This is a genomic window from Proteus sp. Marseille-Q3619 (assembly GCF_965283115.1).
Map to the genome: position 1 here is coordinate 3,024,312 of NZ_CBDIMP010000001.1, position 18,186 is coordinate 3,042,497.

The 18,186-nt window shown below is 31.8% G+C and carries 17 protein-coding genes and 1 pseudogene; 11 read left to right on the forward strand and 7 right to left on the reverse strand.

Annotated elements, in window-relative coordinates:
- Nucleotides 1-624: 624 nt before the first annotated feature.
- Nucleotides 625-1,992, reverse strand: a complete 1,368-nt coding sequence (gene dcuC, locus ACWPWK_RS13905) for a C4-dicarboxylate transporter DcuC (protein WP_109371651.1) — start codon at nt 1,990-1,992, stop codon at nt 625-627.
- Nucleotides 1,989-3,242 (reverse strand): peptidase T, encoded by a 1,254-nt coding sequence (gene pepT, locus ACWPWK_RS13910; protein ID WP_109371649.1) that lies wholly within the window; start codon nt 3,240-3,242, stop codon nt 1,989-1,991. Before pepT ends, dcuC begins: the two co-directional genes overlap by 4 nt.
- Before the next feature lie 433 nt (nt 3,243-3,675).
- On the opposite strand from pepT, the gene ACWPWK_RS13915 reads away from it, so the two are divergent.
- Nucleotides 3,676-4,764, forward strand: coding sequence for a hypothetical protein (locus ACWPWK_RS13915; protein ID WP_162558356.1), 1,089 nt, complete (start codon nt 3,676-3,678; stop codon nt 4,762-4,764).
- Between the two features lie 136 nt (nt 4,765-4,900).
- Here the strand turns inward: ACWPWK_RS13915 and ACWPWK_RS13920 are convergent.
- Nucleotides 4,901-5,221: pseudogene (locus ACWPWK_RS13920) on the reverse strand (peptidase T); the annotation flags it as partial.
- A 350-nt stretch (nt 5,222-5,571) separates the two neighbouring features.
- Here ACWPWK_RS13920 and ACWPWK_RS13925 point away from each other — a divergent pair.
- Both ACWPWK_RS13925 and ACWPWK_RS13930 read left to right on the forward strand, forming a co-directional pair.
- Nucleotides 5,572-5,832, forward strand: coding sequence for a hypothetical protein (locus tag ACWPWK_RS13925; protein WP_109371645.1), 261 nt, complete (start codon nt 5,572-5,574; stop codon nt 5,830-5,832).
- A gap of 134 nt (nt 5,833-5,966) precedes the next feature.
- Nucleotides 5,967-6,764, forward strand: a complete 798-nt coding sequence (locus ACWPWK_RS13930; protein WP_109371643.1) for a hypothetical protein — start codon at nt 5,967-5,969, stop codon at nt 6,762-6,764.
- Between the two features lie 46 nt (nt 6,765-6,810).
- Here the strand turns inward: ACWPWK_RS13930 and ACWPWK_RS13935 are convergent, their stop codons facing one another.
- Nucleotides 6,811-8,151 carry an MATE family efflux transporter gene (locus tag ACWPWK_RS13935; protein ID WP_109371641.1) on the reverse strand — a complete coding sequence of 447 codons (1,341 nt, stop codon included), beginning with the start codon at nt 8,149-8,151 and terminating at the stop codon, nt 6,811-6,813.
- Between the two features lie 200 nt (nt 8,152-8,351).
- Here ACWPWK_RS13935 and ACWPWK_RS13940 point away from each other — a divergent pair, with 200 nt between their 5' ends.
- A complete protein-coding gene (locus tag ACWPWK_RS13940) occupies nt 8,352-9,251 on the forward strand; it encodes a diaminopimelate dehydrogenase (RefSeq protein WP_109371639.1) in 900 nt (299 codons plus the stop codon).
- An 85-nt stretch (nt 9,252-9,336) separates the two neighbouring features.
- On the opposite strand, the gene ACWPWK_RS13945 is transcribed toward ACWPWK_RS13940, so the two are convergent.
- The gene (locus ACWPWK_RS13945; protein WP_088493647.1) at nt 9,337-10,164 is read right to left on the reverse strand and encodes a phosphoenolpyruvate hydrolase family protein; all 828 of its coding nucleotides are present in this window, start codon (nt 10,162-10,164) and stop codon (nt 9,337-9,339) included.
- A gap of 15 nt (nt 10,165-10,179) precedes the next feature.
- Nucleotides 10,180-11,391: a Tm-1-like ATP-binding domain-containing protein gene (locus tag ACWPWK_RS13950; RefSeq protein WP_109371637.1), complete on the reverse strand. Its 1,212-nt coding sequence runs from the start codon at nt 11,389-11,391 to the stop codon at nt 10,180-10,182.
- A gap of 230 nt (nt 11,392-11,621) precedes the next feature.
- Here ACWPWK_RS13950 and ACWPWK_RS13955 point away from each other — a divergent pair, with 230 nt between their 5' ends.
- The 7 genes from ACWPWK_RS13955 to ACWPWK_RS13985 all read left to right on the forward strand — a co-directional run bounded on the left by ACWPWK_RS13955 (nt 11,622) and on the right by ACWPWK_RS13985 (nt 17,735).
- Nucleotides 11,622-12,254, forward strand: coding sequence for a TetR/AcrR family transcriptional regulator (locus tag ACWPWK_RS13955; RefSeq protein ID WP_109371635.1), 633 nt, complete (start codon nt 11,622-11,624; stop codon nt 12,252-12,254).
- 64 nt (nt 12,255-12,318) lie between these two features.
- Nucleotides 12,319-12,951, forward strand: a complete 633-nt coding sequence (locus ACWPWK_RS13960) for a helix-turn-helix transcriptional regulator (protein WP_006535016.1) — start codon at nt 12,319-12,321, stop codon at nt 12,949-12,951.
- A 222-nt stretch (nt 12,952-13,173) separates the two neighbouring features.
- Entirely contained in the window at nt 13,174-13,368 is a 195-nt protein-coding gene (locus tag ACWPWK_RS13965) for a hypothetical protein (RefSeq protein WP_454209103.1), read from the forward strand.
- Between the two features lie 32 nt (nt 13,369-13,400).
- A complete protein-coding gene (locus ACWPWK_RS13970; RefSeq protein ID WP_454209105.1) occupies nt 13,401-13,802 on the forward strand; it encodes a hypothetical protein in 402 nt (133 codons plus the stop codon).
- Nucleotides 13,803-14,041: 239 nt separating this feature from the next.
- Complete coding sequence (locus ACWPWK_RS13975) at nt 14,042-14,917, forward strand: hypothetical protein (protein ID WP_454209107.1); 876 nt, start codon at nt 14,042-14,044, stop codon at nt 14,915-14,917.
- Between the two features lie 68 nt (nt 14,918-14,985).
- Complete coding sequence (locus ACWPWK_RS13980; protein ID WP_454209109.1) at nt 14,986-15,846, forward strand: hypothetical protein; 861 nt, start codon at nt 14,986-14,988, stop codon at nt 15,844-15,846.
- An 8-nt stretch (nt 15,847-15,854) separates the two neighbouring features.
- Nucleotides 15,855-17,735 (forward strand): hypothetical protein, encoded by a 1,881-nt coding sequence (locus ACWPWK_RS13985; protein ID WP_454209111.1) that lies wholly within the window; start codon nt 15,855-15,857, stop codon nt 17,733-17,735.
- On the opposite strand, the gene ACWPWK_RS13990 is transcribed toward ACWPWK_RS13985, so the two are convergent.
- On the reverse strand, nt 17,736-18,146 hold the full coding sequence (locus tag ACWPWK_RS13990; protein WP_109371631.1) for a GNAT family N-acetyltransferase: 411 nt from the start codon (nt 18,144-18,146) through the stop codon (nt 17,736-17,738).
- Nucleotides 18,147-18,186: the final 40 nt, after the last annotated feature.

An 18,186-nucleotide genomic window follows, 5' to 3' on the forward strand; every position in this document is an offset into this window, starting at 1 on the left:
CAAACATCATACTGAATTTATGGGAGAAAGTTTTTTCTGAATTTACTAAGATTGTACAAATTTTGAGAAAATACTGCCCTTATTAACTTTAAAAATGGTAATTTTTTCTATGTTAAAAACAAGGCAACCGTATTGACTCTCTTGCGATATTTATCAATAAAAAGGAGGGTGTTTTGTATTCTTTTTATTAAAGAGACGTGGTGAGAAACATAAAGAGAATGAGATGGTGTTAATATCTAATAATAAGACTAAATAAAAATGCAATAGAACGAATACACCATTCTATTGCTAGTATAATTATCATACTTAATGTGGGCTAACTCAGAATAGTTAAAATAAATGGCAATGAGTGAGTGCGTTTAATATCATGTCATCATTTTAACAAAATAAATAATAGGCGTTTTATTTTCTGCTGTATAAGAATAATATCTTATTATTTTGTTAATATTTTCATTGATTTAGTAATTTTATTTTTGTTTTAAAATGATTGAGTAAATATATTTTAAATAAAATGTAACTAATTTTTTATTTATGAAAATAACAATAAATTATCTTCACTTATTTTTAAGATGTTTATTATTTGAAAATAACCTGAAGCAACAATTATTGCTTCAGGTATATTTATTAATAATAGAAGATAGCAATAATAGCACTATGGAATACAAAACCGACCATAAGCGGTACTGCTGTTCTCTTTACAACATCAAACGGTTGTAATTTTGCGCCACTCGATACGGCAATGATTACACCCGCCACTGGAGACATACCTCGTCCCATATGTGACGCTTGTTGCATTGGTAAAATCATCGCAATTGGGTTTACGCCCATGCTATGGGCAATTTGTGGAATAAGTTCAACGAAGGCAAGGAAAGGTGCATTACCTGAACCCATAATAATCGCGGCAGCTAATGTTACGATAGCGAAGACCAATGCCATTGCAAATGGTGGTAGGCCAACAGATTCTGCCATAACGATCAGACTGTCTATTGCACCACTGACTTTAATACCATGAGCAAAAACACCTGCTGCGACTAATAATCCCACAACATTACTAAATGCAGAACCCATACCCTTTAAGAAATGCTGGAAGCCCGCACACACTGATTTAAAATCACGTAAGCGTAATGTTTCAATCAGCATACAAATTGCCATTGAAATCAATACAATAGTGACTACATCAAGGTGAATGCCTTTAACAAATAGGCTTGATGAACTTACTGCCATAATGATAGGTAACATTGGCAGTAAGGCATAAAAGCCGGGTACATTTTTATCACTCTTTGCTTCTTCAGACATTTTGCCTAATTGAGGCACAAACCCAGCTTTGCGATCACAATGGCGTTGCCAGAAGATATGTGTAATACCGACGGCTAATACGGTAGCAATCGCCGCAGGTCCTTGGTAATAAAGCACATATTCAACAACGCCTAAATCAACTGCTTTTGCACCACGAATAGCATCAATTGCTGTTGGGGTATAAGCAACGCCCAATGAGGTTGCAATCACGCCAGCCGCGGAAGCGGGGGATAAGCCAAGCCCTATCATAATCGGGAACATCGTACCCATTAATAGAACGGCCAATCCTGTTGCTGAAGGAATAGCAAGTTGCAAAATACTTGCGAGTAAAAAAGAGAGAAATAGCAACACATAAGGTGAGCGCATATTTTTCAATGGACGAGTTGCAACACGGACAACGGCCTCATTGGCACCAATATGATCCATATAATGTGCAAATCCCATCAGCGCCATGATCATTAAACCAAGATCAGCCGCACGGCTACTAAAGAGATCACGCATTACTTCAAAAGGATCTAACCAGCCAATACCTGTTGTTTTGACATTTTTAGGAAGAATATCTCCCCAACCAAACATCATTGTTAGCGCCATTAAGGCTAAACCCGCCACTAACAAAACAGGCTCGGCTTTATATCCTTTCAAGATCATTCTAGCGACAATAACAACGACAACTAAGACCGCAAGAATTTGGATCATGCTTTAGCTCCAGGTGCAAAGCGTTCAGCGGTGATCTTAACGACAGATTTTAAGACATCACTTGCCGCATAAAGCGATTTAACTGGCAGATATTCATAAATAGAGTGGAAGTTATGAGCGCCAGTAAAAATATTAGGACAAGGCAGACCATTTTGAGAGAGTGCAGCTCCATCATAACCACCGCGCATTGGGATTGGGCGAGGTGTAATGCCATTCGCTTCATAAGCCGCTACTGCAATATCGATAGGATAGCGGTTATCACCTTGCAGGCTATTAAACACGTTTGCATAACGATCTGCTAGTTTACAAGTGACAGAGCCTTCACCCCATAAACCTTCACAATAATCTGAGAGTTGTTTTAAAAATGCCATGCGGTGCGCATAACCTTTTTCGGTGAAATCACGCACATCCATTTTTAATACAGTACGCGCGCTATTACCTGCTAATTGTTTTACCCAATAATAACCTTCACGGCCTTCTGTATATTCAGGTGCTTCACCGCCCGGTAACATAGCAACAAATTTATGTGCCATTAACAGTGAGTTTTTTAATTTCCCTTTGGCTGACATTGGGTGCGCTGATGCGCCTGTAAAGGTGATTTCAACATCACCCGCATTCCAGTTTTCATACACTAATTCACCAATACCACAGCAATCTAAGGTATAGGCAAAATCAGCACCAAATTCTTTAGTATCAAAGACTTTTGCACCACGTAAACCTTGTTCTTCATCTGGCACAAAACCAATTTTAACTGTACCGTGTTTAACTTCAGGATGCTGTTTAAAGTACTGCAACATATCCATAATAGAGGCGATAGCGGCTTTATCGTCAGCACCTAATAGGCTTGTGCCATCGGTCACGATAATATCGTCACCAATATAGTTTTCTAATTCAGGAAACTCGCTTTGGCGCAGATAAATATCAAGTTCTTTGTTTAAGCAAAGGTCACCGCCTTTATAAGGTAGGATTTGCGCTTTGGTATCGTTAGTTTGTTCAGCGCTGGTATCTAGATGACCAAAAAAGGCAACCGTAGGGACATCATAATCAAGGTTTGAAGGAAGTGTCGCTGTGACAATCGCGGTATCGCGAATTTTAATATCTTCAACACCTAACGCTTTTAATTCTTCCACTAATTGTAGTGCAAGCACTCGCTGACCTTCCGATGAAGGCATGATACCAGCAGCGCCATTTTCCCTGTTAGTTGTGGTGTTAACTTTTGTATAAGAAATAAAACGTTCAACGAGATTCATGACAAGACTCCATTGTGTTTGATTTTTTGTATTCTCTCTATTAAAGCTTAGTTGTCTCATTTATTGGAAAGGGCAACACCTACTTGTTGTATCATAAAAAAACCAGCAGGGAATTAGAGGAAAATAATTTTTTTTGCAGAAAATTTTTAATGTTAATTAATATTTAATTTTTGGTTTTTTCTTTATTAAAAAAAATCGTGTTTTGTATAGGTGAGGTTATTTTATTTACTTTATGACTTCTATTTTTGTGAAGTTAATCATTAAACTTCACTATTATTTCTTTATCATAATTAATATATTTTTTGAAAATTATTAAGTTTTTTTCTTAAAATAAATGCTATTTATTTAAAAAAATAGAAAAGAGAAGTGATAGATGAGGGGGATCCTGAGAGTAAAATATTGTTTATATATAAATAATATGAGTATTATGATAATGAATGGTATCAATGAAATTGGTAGAAAATCACCCTCTATTGCGAATAAAATAGTCTCCATAGGCGGGGAAATAAAACTCTCTATTTCTAATCTATCTATCAAGGTGAGGAATACAATAAATGAATTTATTCACCCTAATCGCTATGAAAAGAAAATGTTTTTTAAAAAGAAACAGAGTGTTTTAAAATTTATCGAACTTCCAAATAAAGATTTGATACCAATTGATAAAGCTATTAACGCTCTTCGTTCATGTAAACAAGATAGTTTGTTGAAGAGTAAGATGTTATTAATTGATTATATTACAGATATGAAATTTAAACCTCTAATGAATAATTTTGAATTACTAGAGAAATCCAATTCTAATTATTTAAAAGAAAGTGAAATTGAATTTGATGATACAAGATATGAATCTGCAAATTTTCATTCTTATGAAATAATTGAACATGGTGAAAAAGAATCATCAACGCTATCTAATTTAAATAATGATGATACACCGATAGAATCTAATGAAAACAAATTAGCTATTGAAAAGGACAAATTTAAATCTTTCTTGATTGAAACAACAAAAGACATATCATTATTAGATAGATTATCAGATAGCGATAATAGTTATGGCTATACTTTTCTTGCTAAAGCCTCTAATTTTTTAGAAGATTATAATGGGATTGAAAATAAAGAAAAATCAAACTGTTTTAATAAGAAGAATTATTTAAATAAATTGGTTAAATCAGATTGTTTTTTTAAATTAAATAAAAAAGCTAATGATATTATTTGCTTACAATATTTAAAAAATGAGCAAAGCAAGTATGAAAATGGTGTTGTAGAAGAAATTATTATTAAGCAGCCTAGTGAAGAGGAGAAATTAAAAGAAACAGAGAAACAAAAAGAAACTCTAGCCGGAAAAGATAAGATAAATGAAAGAAATCTAGCATTGATAGAGAAAGAGCATAAAGCTAGATTTAATTTAATAAATAACAATAAATTAATTGGTGGTTTTTTAGATGAAATAGATGAACAGCTTAAAATATCGAATGAAAATAAGCATCTTACATTAAAAGAATTATTGGAAAAAGTTAAAAAAAGCTAAAATTATGATGGTGGTGCCCATGGTTTTTATTGTAGCTGTATTTTAAATTTCAATGATGAAATTGATAATGTTTAAAAATAAAAACACACAAAATGGTTTTGTTACCATGCTAAATGACGTAATAGATATCAAGTTACTTGTTTAAATAAAGATAACCACCTTTATAAGGAATAACTTGCGCTTTTTTCTTATTAACTTGTTCTACACTGGTACCTAAATGACCAAAAAAGGCAACCGTAGGGATATCATAACCAAGGTTTGAAGGAAGTGTCGCTGTGACAATCGCGGTATCGCGAATTTTGATATCTTCAACACCTAACGCTTTTAATTCTTCCACTAATTGTAGTGCAAGTATTCGCTGACCTTCCGATGAAGGTATGATACCAGCAGCGTCATTTTCCCTGTTAGTTGTGGTGTTAACTTTTGTATAAGGAATAAAACGTTCAACGAGATTCATGACAAGACTCCATTTTGTATTCTCTTTATTAAAGCTTAGTTGTCTCATTTATTGGAAAGGGCAACACCTACTTGTTGTATCATAAAAAAACTAGCAGGGAATTAGAGTAAAATAATTTTTAGGCCTAAAAAAAGCATCTCTAATATCAAAAATAATCAGAGTGAAAATGATAATATAAAATTAGATAATAAAAAATAAAAAATAAAAAATAAAAAATAAAAAATAAAAAATAAAAAATAAAAAATAAAAAAGATATTGATGAGGTTTTTGATAGGGGTTTATCTAGAGCACAAAGAAAAGTAAAAAGTGATGAAATAAAAGAAATAGTAATTAATGATATTATCTCTTCTTTGGAGGAAACACCTACATTAGAGAAAGAAAAAATTACAGAGTTTAAGAATGAGTTATATTTTAATTCTAAATTGATTTTGTTTTCTGGTGATACAACGTCTTTAACGAAAATTAAAGAAGATTTTATGGGTTCAATAGTTGATACTCTATTAAATTCAGATGATAAGATAAAATATAATATTGGAAATATTGATGGTTATAAATATTTTTTACAAGATAGTATTAATAATACTGTCGATATTATTCTTTACAAAAATTAGCTTTATATATTTTCTTGTAAAAATTATTTATATGGATGGTGGATAAATGGTAGATGAAGAAAAATCGAAATATATAATATTATCTATATTTAACTAATAGGATGATAATGATGTATCTTGAAAAGATAAACATAATGCCACAAGGAATGTCTTCAATTTTAGCAAATCATATATCAGATACTGATCTCTCTATTAATAGAGACTCAGTGTTATCAATGAAAAATTCATCGCATGAATTTATTGGTGTTAAGTGTTTAGAAAGTAAAACAATGGAGATGCTAGACGAACCAATTTATATGGACATGAGTAAAGATATCTCTTGTGTTTCTAATTCTTACGAAATTTTTTATGACAAAATCGCTGATGGCTATTTTTCTAATAAAAGTTTATTTATTAAAAGTGAAAAAGAAAATCCATTTTTTGATTTAGATAAGAAAGAGCAAGAATCAATATTTAGTTATTTAAAAAATAAAGGGTTTGATACTAATAAATTAATAAATAAAGAATTGCTAAAAAATGTTATTGATAGTTCTATTAATGAACCTATTGAAGATAATATTTATGAACCAATTTATGAGCCAATTTATGAAACAATGAATCAAGATTGTTTGTTAAAAGAAAAACTAGATCTTGTTGATGATTTATCTAAAATTATTTATAAGAATAATAAAGTGAATGGTAAGTTTAAAGATAACTTAATTAAGATTATTATCAATGTTTCATTAGATGAATTATTTTCTTCATGTGAAAAATATGAAGAGCAGTATGAGATACAAGATTATTTTTTAATTAATAGATTTATTTATCGATTTATAGAAGATTTTAATAAATCAAATAATCATAAAATTAAAGTAAATGAAGATTTAAAAAGACGTTTAAATGCTTTTATTCTTCTTGAGAGTTTAAAGTTGAAAAATAACAATATTATCTAATAGGGTTTCCCCGATAAAATATCGGGGAAAAAAAAGAGTATTAGTACTAAATATCCAAGCGCTTAGTTTGCCATTTACGAGAGCGCCAACGCCATGCGTTAGTTAAGCCACGCAGCCATTCATCACAAAGGAAGCCAATCCAGATACCAATCAAGCCCATTTCCATTTTTATACCAAGGAAATAGCCCACCGGAATAGCAATACCCCACATAAAGCAAATTGCTGTCATCAGCGGGAATTTAGCATCGCCGGCTGCACGCAAAGCATTCACCATCACGATATTAAAAGTACGGCCGGGTTCTAAAAAGACGGATAAAATAAATAGAGGGATCAATTGGTCAATGATGCGTTGGTCTTCAGTGATCGAATACAAAATAGGATCACGCATAAACCAATAAACAATCACAACCCCGATGGTAAATATCACTCCCGTTTTTAAGCTTTTCCAGCCTCTAGCAAAAGCATCATCAAAGCGTTTAGCACCAACTAAGTGACCCACTAGTATTTCATTACCAATACTAATCGCTATACCAAAAAGCATTAAAAATAATGACAGTTGGAAATAGAGAGTTTGCGCTGCAAGAGGGACTTCGCCCATTAAGCCAATAAAGGCTGATGCAGTCATATAATGTAAAATCCAAACCAAGTTCTCACCCGCAGCAGGTAAACCGATATGTAGGATTTTCCCTAACATATTTTTAGACCACACGACGAGTTGCTTGGCTTCGAATTTAATACGTAAACCGTAGAACAGTAATCCACATAGTAAAATAACTGCAATAATACGACCAACAACCGTTGACCACGCAACACCCACTAATCCGTATTGTGGCAAACCAAAGAAGCCGTAAAGCACAATCATATTACCAATAACAGTAACAATATTAGCAATCAATGTGACATACATGGCGGCTTTTGATTTGCCGTAAACTCTCAAACAAGCTGCAAGAATAATCGAAATTGCCTCAGGAATAAGACAAATACCAATAATATGCAGATAATTGTAGCCATCTTGCACCAAGTGCTCAGGCGTATTCATTATGTTGAGAATATTGTAGCCAAAGAACAGGATAATCAGTGCGCTACTAATACCCAGCAAAGAGTTAAATGCGATAGAAATATGAATTGCTTGGCTTGCTTTCCCTTTTTTACCTGCACCTAAGTATTGGGCAATAACAACGCTACACCCAACGCTAATAAAGCTAAAAATGGTGATAAAAAGATCAAAAACTTGGTTACCGACGCCCATAGCAGCTAAGTAAGCCGTAGAAACGTGACTTACCATGTAAGTATTAATTAATAGTGTGGCTAGATGTAGGAAAATATCTATAAATATTGGCCAACTAAGGGAAAAAAGCGAGCGATCCGCTACATCAGGCTGATGCATTGAAAACCTTCTTAAAAACAGAGTGAAATCGATATTATTAATATAACGCGTAGGAAGATAAGAGATTCTACAAGGTTTATTTATAAGGTAATAGCGCAAATAATGTTTATCTGGCAAAAAAGATGTTTATATGGTTTATTCATTGATAACTAATCACTATTATCATTAAGAGATGATTCACGTTAAAGTCAGGGGAATTAATGAATACTAAAATAAAAGTGGCCATTGTCGGTTATGGAAATATTGGTCGATTTGCATTAGAAGCGGTTCAAGCTGCTCAAGATTTTGAATTAATGGGTGTTGTTCGTCGAGATATTAATAATGTTCCAGAAGAACTGCAAAATATTACCGTGACTAACGATATTAAAACATTAGGTAATGTTGATGTTGCTTTCTTATGTTCACCGACTCGTGCAATTAAAGAATTAGCTAAATCTATTTTAAGCTTAGGCATTAATACAGTAGATAGTTTTGATGTTCACAGTGAAATTGTGTCATTAAAAACAGAGTTAGATGAAGTCGCAAAAAAACATGACCGTGTCGCTGTTATTTCAGCAGGTTGGGATCCGGGGTCTGATTCTATTATTCGTACGCTAATGTTAGCTATGGCACCAAAAGGGATCACTTATACTAACTTTGGTCCTGGTATGAGCATGGGGCATAGCGTAGCTGCTAAAGCAATTGATGGTGTAAAAGATGCACTTTCAATGACTATTCCATTAGGAACTGGCGTTCATCGTCGTATGGTTTATGTGGAATTAGAAGCAGGAGCAAATTTTAATCAAGTAGAGCAAGCCATTAAAGCAGATAGCTATTTTTCTTCTGATGAAACTCATATTAAGCAAGTCGATTGTGTTGATAGCTTAAAAGATGTGGGACATGGTGTACAAATGTCTCATAAAGGGGTTTCGGGTAAAACACATAATCAATTATTTGAATATTCAATGCGTATTAACAATCCTGCATTGACGTCTCAATTTATGGTATCTGCTGCAAGAGCAAGTATGAAACAACGTGCAGGTGCTTATACGGTTATTGAAATTCCACCAGTTGATTTCTTAGCGGGGGATTTAAATACATTAATCGCAAAACTTGTCTAATTCGATTAAGAGTATCTGCATAAAATATTGCCCACATAACGTGGGCAATATAGATTAACGCTTAGGCAAACTTGATGATTTTGAATTAGCGTTTAATGCTTTTAAATTCTTTGGTCGTTGCGGTTAATGCCACTTCTGTTGGTAAGCGTTCCATTGAACTTGCACCATAGAAGCCGTGGCAATCAGGGCAATTATCTAAGATATATTGTGCATCTTCTGGTGTTGCAATTGGGCCACCATGACAAAGCACAATGACATCAGAACGTACAGCTTTTGCCGCTTTTGCCCAGTCATTAATTAAAGGAACACAGTCCGCTAAGGTTAATGCTGTTTCAGCACCAATATTACCGCCAGTTGTTAATCCCATATGAGGCACAATAATATCTGCACCAGCCTCAGCCATTGCAATTGCGTCTTCACGACTAAAGACATAAGGTGTGGTTAATAAACCTTTTTCATGAGCCTTGCGGATCATATCTACTTCAAGGCCATACCCCATACCTGTTTCTTCTAAATTAGCGCGGAAATTACCATCAATCAGACCTACCGTTGGGAAATTCTGTACACCAGCAAAGCCTGTTGCTTTAACTTCATCTAAGAATTTATCAAAGTTACAGAAAGGATCTGTACCATTAACGCCAGCAAGTACAGGTGTATGTTTAACAACAGGTAATACTTCTTTTGCCATATCCATAACGATTTCATTGGCGTTACCATAAGCTAATAAACCCGCTAAAGAACCACGGCCAGCCATACGATAACGACCAGAGTTATAAATAACGATAAGGTCAATACCACCTGCTTCTTCACACTTAGCTGAAAGCCCTGTACCTGCACCACCGCCAATAATTGGCTCATGGCGTGCAATCATTTCATTGAATTTTTTTAGTAACGTTTCACGTGAATGAGTCATTCTTCTTCTCCGTGGTTAACAAATAAGTTCCTGGTGTAAATCATAAATTTGCTGAGTAAACTCAGCAGAGTTTATGTGATAAGGACTGATGACTAACTGACGAGTCTCTGTCTCTTTAAATGTTGTTATAAATGCATCAAAAAAAGCTTGGTTCGCTTGAGGATCCCAGAAAGGGGCTCCTTCAATATCCAGAGCTGAAAAACCGCCCTGTGGTAATACAAACCGCAATGGACCTTCACACTGATTGAGTTTCTCAGCGATCCAGATACCTAATTGACGGTTTTCCTCTGGTGTTGTACGCATCAAGGTGACTTGCGCATTGTGATGATAAAATTGACGCCCTTTATATTTCTCAGGAACACTCGATGGGCGACCAAAGTTCACCATATCTAATGCGCCACAAGAACCTATATAAGGGGTTTTGGTACGGGCGATTGCACCAAAACGGTCTTCATCACAAGCAAGTACACCGTCAAACAAGTAATCACACACTTCTGTTGTTGTAAGATCGAGCACGCTATGAAGTAGGTGACTGTCTGCCAGTTTTTCCATGGCTTTACCGCCACTTCCTGTTGCGTGAAAAACAAGGCAGTCATAATTATTTTCAAGTTTTTGTGTAAGTTGTTGTACACAAGGCGTAGTTACACCAAACATTGTTAATGCGACAGCCGGTTTATCAACAACATGTTCTTCCTGGTAAAAATAGACAGCGCCAGCTATTTGGTTCGCCGCATTTCTTAGGACTTTGCGAGAAATGCGATTTAAGCCGGATACATCTGTGACGGAGTACATCATTGAGATATCACTTGCACCGATATAGCCTGAAATATCGCCAGACGCCATCGTCGATACCATCAATTTAGGTACACCAATTGGCAAAGATTGCATTGCTGGTGTAATCAGTGCCGTTCCCCCTGATCCGCCTAGTCCAAGAATGGCTAAGACATCATCTTGGTGAGTTAAATAGTGTTCAAATGCGATAGACATCGCTTCTATGGCTTTACCTCTATCGCCACAGAAAACCGCGTCTTTACCATTAGGATGAAAACTTGCGATTTCTGCTGCGGTGACATCAGCTTCTTTGGCGAGTGTCGTGGGTTTAGTTGTCAAATCGACGGTTTTAACAGGAAGGCCTGCTTTTTTAATTAAATCACTGACATAAAAAATCTCAGCACTTTTAGTATCAAGCGTTGTGGCAATATAAATAGAGCCAGAATACTGTTTCATAAGCCTTCCCTTACCTTTTATGATTATCGACGAATAGATTATAACCATAATGAGACTCGAGTTTCATTTATCATAACATCGTTTTGAGACTCTTGTCTCATTATTTTTATTTTTATACTCTAGAGGTCGATAAGGTGTGATTAATCACCTAAAGTAAACGTTAAGTGTTGTGAGTATTTGACTTAAAATAAATTAGACACATAAAGTGTGGAAATAACGAAGGATTTTCTATGAGTGACAATGACGAAACGGATGCTATGTCCGGTACACGAAAAAGAACCCATCAATTATTGGTGACAACAGCATTGGGACTTTTTGAGCAAGGAATGTTACCGACAGTGTCGGAATTAGCGGCACATGCAGGTGTTTCGAGAGCAACCGCATATCGTTATTTTCCAACACAAAGTGATTTAATTAGTGCCACTGTTGATGCAAGTTTAGCACCGATCATTGCATGGAACCCCACTCCTGAAGATAATACGCAACAGCGCATTACTGAATTGCTCAATCTTGCCTATCCTCAAATGTTTAAACATGAAGGTGCACTGCGTGGTGCATTACAAGTCTCATTACAGCAGTGGGCAAAAGAAAGGCAATCAAGTGAATATGCAGAAAAACGATTTATTCGCGGTCACCGTAAAGAGATTCTACTCAAAGTTATTGAGCCATTAAAAGCACACTATCCTGAAGAAATGTGGGATAAGGTGATTAAATCTTTCTCTTTAATTTATGGGTCTGAAGTCTTTTTGGTAATGAAAGATATCTGGAAAATGGATGATCAACAGGTCATTGATATGACTCAATGGATGGCAAAAGCTATTCTAAATCAGGCAAAATCTGATTATCCTGCAGATAACGATTAATTATTTGAATAAATCAGTTAAAATTGTATAAATCATTTACGTTTTAGCTATTGCAGGGATCGTTATGTCACACAAAACAGAAGACCAAGAGTGGCTGGTAGAACAACTACAATTTATTGCACAAGGCATTGGTAAAACATTATCGCCTTTTTGTGAAGTTGTACTTCATGATCTAACCGATAGTGAAAATACCATTATGGTCATTGAAAATAATCTATCAGGTAGAAAAGTAGGGGATAGAGCAACAGAATTGGGAATGGCACGTATTGAATCGTCAGATTTCCCTCAGATTGTGGCGAATTACCCCAATCAATTTCCGGATGGAAGAACGGCAAAAAGTACGTCTATCGGTATTAAAGACAAACAGGGCAATTATGTTGCAGCGTTATGTTTAAATATTGATATTTCAATGATCAAAGGATTACAAATGGTACTTAACCAATTTGCAACCCTTGAAGAAGGTAATGACATTATTGAAACCTTTAGTTCAGTGACGGAAGATTCGCTAAAAAAACGTATTGATGAGTTTTCTGCGACTTATTCAGTCACACCAAGAGCATTAAAACCGCATCAACGGCGCGAGTTGTTACTCTGTTTACAAGATGAAGGTTATCTTTCGCTGCGTAAGGCGATGGAAATTACTGCCCAATACCTTGGTGTTTCAAGAGCAACGGTATATAACGATTTAAAAGAATGATTAAGAAATAAATTATTTTTAAATTCCAGCGGAAGATAAATCAGTAAAATAAAAAAAGATATCACTTGTTGATATCTTTTTTTATTTCTATTTTTAAATTTTAATAATATAGTGTTTTTTTATTGAAACTAGTTAACTAATTACTTGTGTGTGATTTTTATAAACATAAAAAAATAAAAGGAATAGAGTGTCTATAATAATTTTTAATTGATAGGTATTAAAATGAAAATTTCAGAAACACAAGCAACTTTATCTTCATATATAGATAAGGTTAAAAATAAAATAGGTAAAGAATTTAAATTTATAAAAAATATAAGTTCTATCGATAATTCTAGTGTTTCTTTTGATAAAGAAAAAGAGCAGAAATATTACAAGAAAATTATTCAAAGTATATTGAAGAATGTAAGAATTTATTAAATAGAACAAAGCCTGATATTTATAAACCCCATTTGGGAAATCTTAAAGCAGAAAATAAAGAAAATATAGTTGATGAAAACAATGTAGTTGATAAAGAAAATGTAGTTGATAAAGAAAATGTAGTTGATAAAGAAAATGTAGTTGATAAAGAAAATGTAGTTGATAAAGAAAATGTAGTTGGTGAAGAAAATATAGTTGATAAAAATACGGGTAAATTAGAAATAGATGAATATTTAAATCAAGTAATAGAAAGTTCGAATTCAATTACTAGCTTAGTCAGTGGTGCTGAGGATATAATAGATTCTGGGCGTGATTTGAAAAAAGAAGCTAGAAATAAACTTTCAGAATCTATTACTAATTCAGGAAAGAAGGAATTAAATACAGAACAAAAACTTTATTTTAGAAGTGAGAAAAAAGGAGCTTTAAAAATCTAATTGTAAATTTAATCTCACCATTTAAATTTATAAATAGAACATTATTACCTATAAAAATAAACTTTGAGAATAAAAATATAAATAAATCGTTAAATACATTTAAATTTGATAATATATCAAATGATAATGATGCGTTTAACAATTTCTCAATTAAGTTAGAACAACTTAATAAAACATTTACTGATAATGTTAATAAGGTAATATCTAAAAAAGTAAATAGTAATAACAAAATAGATATTATGATCAAATATCATACATTAGAAAAAGCTTTGGAGTGTAAGCTTGTTAATGATATTAAACTGATAAATGATGAATTTAAAGCTGATTTAGCTAAAAATAGATTCGAGAATAATTATTCTGATCTACCTGGTAAAATAATGAATGAATTAAACGCTATTTCAAATTTAAATATAAAGGAACTATTCTCTTCTAATACAATCTTTAATTTAAAAAATCTACTAAAAGAAAAAATCACCAATCAGGATAAGGATGTAAAGGTTGATAGCGTTATTAATAAAGTTATTGATTCTATTTTTAATAAAAAGAATAGATCAGAAATTAAAGAAACGTTTGATGGTGACTTTGAAAGTGTTAAAAAAGAAATATCTTTACGTTTAACAAAAGGATTATTTAACCAGCTATCAAAAGATGAAAACTTTATTGGCGAGGAGGACTCTATTGCTAAAGTAGACAACTTAATAAGGATGGTGAGCAAAGATATTTATAAGAATATGGGAGAACAAACGGATAAAGAAATAAAATCAATTAATGATAGTTTTTATGAAAATATAAAGAAAAATGATAATGGACATGATTTTCTTACTCGGCTATTTAAAAACTCAAGTAATAATATTAATTATAAATGGGCGCAAGATGCTGTTGTTTTACTAATTAGTTATAGTTATTTTGGAAATAAAAAGAATGAAACAACTGAATACTTTAGTGATGGTAAAATGACAGATGGCGGTAATGGTACTAGTAGTACACAAAAAACAGTAGTGGAAAATAACTTAAAAGGTATTTTTAGCCGGCTAGGATTAAGCATTGATAATTTAGATAAATCTAAAGATGAAGTACTAAGAAAGTATTTTGCTAATTATTTTGAGCATATCTAATAATTTTATCAAGTTATTTATATGTTTAATGATTTAATTATATTTATTGGTATATAGGTGGATGGTTTATGATTAGCAAAACAAATCTATTTAAGCCCAACGTGTTATTTGTAAATAAAAAACATTATCTTCCCAAAAATGAAGATTATATTTTTACAAAAAAAATAACTGAAATAAGAAACACACCAGTTTCACCTTCTTTTGGTAAGAGAATTATTCATGTGTTGACTTCTTTATTCCATAAACTAGAGATTGGTTTTCTTATAAAAGATATAAAAAATAATAAACTATTTGATATTGTTGATACAAAAAAACATAGTAATATTTTTAATAAAATAGATAAAGAAAACATTGAAATAGAAGGTGTTAGAGAAGAAAAAATAGAAATAAAAAATAAAAATTTAAATACTATAAATAACATAATTTCTCATGCAAATGATAAGTTTGATTTTTACAGTTTCTGTGATTATTTAACTGAAGTGAAAAGAGCTAAAGATTTTTTCTCAGGACTAGATGATATAGAGAATGAAGACTCTAACAGTAACTTAATTGTAGAGTGTTTAAATGAAATTATTGAACTTAGAATAAGCTCCATAGATGATAAAAGTATTAAAAATATTTTCAAGTTAATAAATTCAAATTTTAACTTCGAAAATATTCATTTAAATAAAAAATATAATTTTATGAGTAATTTTTCAACAGGCAAAGAAAGAGATAATTTTATAAAATCAATGAACATTTTACTCATTGGTATTGAAGAAGCCCAATTGCTTGATAAGTTTGATGATACTATAAAAAATAAAATAGAAAATAAATTATCTACTATTATGATGATAGCACTTAATAAAAATATGGGTAGTGAATATTCCTTTAATGACTTAATGCAAGAATGGATAGGAAAATATATTAGTGATAACATAATGCGATAAAAAGAAATATGACAGTAGATACAGGTACACAAGTAGATACAGATATAATTAATGATGGAGAGATAAAAACAATAACAAATTTATCAAAATATGAACCTAAAGAAGAGGAAGTGGAAATAGTTAATGAAATAGCTGGGGAAAGTGAAAATGAAGATTTGAATACATTATTGAATTATGATTTTATTTTTAACATGGGCGAAGAAGTAGAAGGGGAAATAGAAGAGGAAGTAGAAAAAGAAATAGACGAGGAAGTAGAAAAAGAAATAAAAAATAGAATCAGAGAAAAGGCAGAGGAAGAAGCAGATAAACTAATTAGAGAAATAAATGTAAATGCAGAAAAGGAATCAAAGTTAATAATTAATAAGTTAGAAAGTAAATCTAATAAAGAAAATAAAGAAGATATTATTAATTTATTAATTGAATATTACAATGATTCGGAAAATAAACTTTCAAATATTATTTCATCTATGGATGAAATAATAAAAAAACACAATGAAATTAATTTGATAGATGAGGAGGTTAAGGAGGTTTTATCTGGTGATGATAAAAAAGTAAACACGGATTTTAATATTCATGCAAATGAAGCACAAGAAATAATGACCTCTATTCATGATATTTTAGCTTCTATAAACCAGTTAAAAGAGAGAGGTAATGCAGAAGCTGATGAAAGTGATTCTTATCATGAAATAAAAGATATTTTAATTAAATTAAAAGAAAATATAAATTTAAATATAAAAAATGAAATTGATGAAAACTATGAATTGCCAATAAAAAATAATATAAAAGAGATAATGAATGAATTTGAAATTTCTATTTCAAAGATGGAGGGATTGCTTTTAGATGATGATCTAATTAAATTAAATAACACATCGAAAAGTGAGAATGTTTTAAAAAATAATATCTCTGAGTTAAATAAATTAGAACCGATGAAAGAAAAGATTAATGAATCTGTTCCAGAAGAACCAATGTCAATAATCTTTGACGAAAGTTATTCTAAAATAGATGATTCAGTTTCATCATTGATGGAGAAAATAAATAAAGAAATTAATAGAGAAGTGTTAGATAAAAAAGGCATCTATCATTATGGTATTAGTTCAGGCTCTGAATATGTAACCAAAGTAAAAGAGAAAATGGAGGAAAATAGAAAATTAAGAAGCACGAGAAATAATCCTATAAAAAATAAAGTATTAGATAAAGTTATAAATGATTTTCTTGAAAACAGCATTGGCAAAGAGGGTGAATTTCACTTTTTGAAAAGTGAAATTGAAAGGGTTAATAAAATAAATAAAGAGAATAAAGAGAAAAAAGAGTCATTAGAAAATGAAATGAAAATACCGATAATAGAAAGTAAAATAGAGAACGCTCAGGGTTTAAAGTTCAATGAAAATAAATCAAAAGCTAAAATATCTTCAAGTGGTAGACCCTCAATAAATTTAAATATAGATAAAAACTCAAATGAAACTAATATCGATAATGGAGGGGATTTTCAATCTAATATTATTTTTGAAAGTAATCTAGATGACATCTACTTTGATGATTATAAAGAGATGAAACATTTTAAAATAGAAAGTCCCTTTATAATTTTTGAATTTAATAAAAGTAAAAATAATAATGCAAAAATTAAATTTAACTATTCTAATAGCAAGATTTTCTATTCTGGGTTAAATTTAAAAAGTAAAGAAATAAAAAGTAATAATTTTTTAATTGAAAACTATATAAATAGTGAAGTTGGAAAAAATATAAATAAGTTTATTAATGCTAAAATAGCGAAAAGTGAAAAGCTAGTAGATGAAAAAACATCCGATAACTTTAAGATAGCAATAAATAGCATAGTAATTGCGATTAATAGAGATTTAAAAAATAAGAGTAAGGAAAAAAATAAAAAATAATTATAAATCCTTTCTTAAGTAATATTTTTTATCACTAATTGGATAGTTTTCTAACATGCCAAATATCTCAAATCCCTGCTTTTGATAAAAAGGCAGGGCTTGAAAGCTAAAAGTATCCACTTCAGCATATTTGGCTCCTTTTTCTTTTGCTGTGCTTTCCATCGTGTGCAACAATTCTGTACCTATTTTTTGTCCACGATAGGCTTTATCTACCCACAAATAACGAATGCGTAGCCAATTCCCTAAAATATCCCCTGTGATCCCACCTATTTTTTTACCATTCTCCTCCTTAAAAACAGCAAGTGGTGTGTATTGTTCCATCTGAATATAGTTGAGGTTATGTGTTAACAGCCCTTCATAAATTTCATTGATCTCATTCGACGTTGGGTTTGTGGTGATTTTTAACGACATAATTGGCTCTTAATATTAAGAAAAATAATAGTTACATTAT

What these genes read in the sequence shown, in the direction of transcription:
- ACWPWK_RS13940 (WP_109371639.1), top strand. Translation starts at nt 8,352, where the DNA reads ATGAATACTAAAATAAAAGTGGCCATTGTCGGTTATGGAAATATTGGT.
- pepT (WP_109371649.1), bottom strand. Translation starts at nt 3,242, where the DNA reads ATGAATCTCGTTGAACGTTTTATTTCTTATACAAAAGTTAACACCACA.
- ACWPWK_RS13935 (WP_109371641.1), bottom strand. Translation starts at nt 8,151, where the DNA reads ATGCATCAGCCTGATGTAGCGGATCGCTCGCTTTTTTCCCTTAGTTGG.
- ACWPWK_RS13965 (WP_454209103.1), top strand. Translation starts at nt 13,174, where the DNA reads ATGAAAATTTCAGAAACACAAGCAACTTTATCTTCATATATAGATAAG.
- ACWPWK_RS13985 (WP_454209111.1), top strand. Translation starts at nt 15,855, where the DNA reads ATGACAGTAGATACAGGTACACAAGTAGATACAGATATAATTAATGAT.
- ACWPWK_RS13950 (WP_109371637.1), bottom strand. Translation starts at nt 11,391, where the DNA reads ATGAAACAGTATTCTGGCTCTATTTATATTGCCACAACGCTTGATACT.
- ACWPWK_RS13980 (WP_454209109.1), top strand. Translation starts at nt 14,986, where the DNA reads ATGATTAGCAAAACAAATCTATTTAAGCCCAACGTGTTATTTGTAAAT.
- ACWPWK_RS13930 (WP_109371643.1), top strand. Translation starts at nt 5,967, where the DNA reads ATGCCACAAGGAATGTCTTCAATTTTAGCAAATCATATATCAGATACT.
- ACWPWK_RS13955 (WP_109371635.1), top strand. Translation starts at nt 11,622, where the DNA reads ATGAGTGACAATGACGAAACGGATGCTATGTCCGGTACACGAAAAAGA.
- ACWPWK_RS13915 (WP_162558356.1), top strand. Translation starts at nt 3,676, where the DNA reads ATGAATGGTATCAATGAAATTGGTAGAAAATCACCCTCTATTGCGAAT.
- ACWPWK_RS13945 (WP_088493647.1), bottom strand. Translation starts at nt 10,164, where the DNA reads ATGACTCATTCACGTGAAACGTTACTAAAAAAATTCAATGAAATGATT.
- dcuC (WP_109371651.1), bottom strand. Translation starts at nt 1,992, where the DNA reads ATGATCCAAATTCTTGCGGTCTTAGTTGTCGTTGTTATTGTCGCTAGA.
- ACWPWK_RS13960 (WP_006535016.1), top strand. Translation starts at nt 12,319, where the DNA reads ATGTCACACAAAACAGAAGACCAAGAGTGGCTGGTAGAACAACTACAA.
- ACWPWK_RS13975 (WP_454209107.1), top strand. Translation starts at nt 14,042, where the DNA reads ATGATCAAATATCATACATTAGAAAAAGCTTTGGAGTGTAAGCTTGTT.
- ACWPWK_RS13990 (WP_109371631.1), bottom strand. Translation starts at nt 18,146, where the DNA reads ATGTCGTTAAAAATCACCACAAACCCAACGTCGAATGAGATCAATGAA.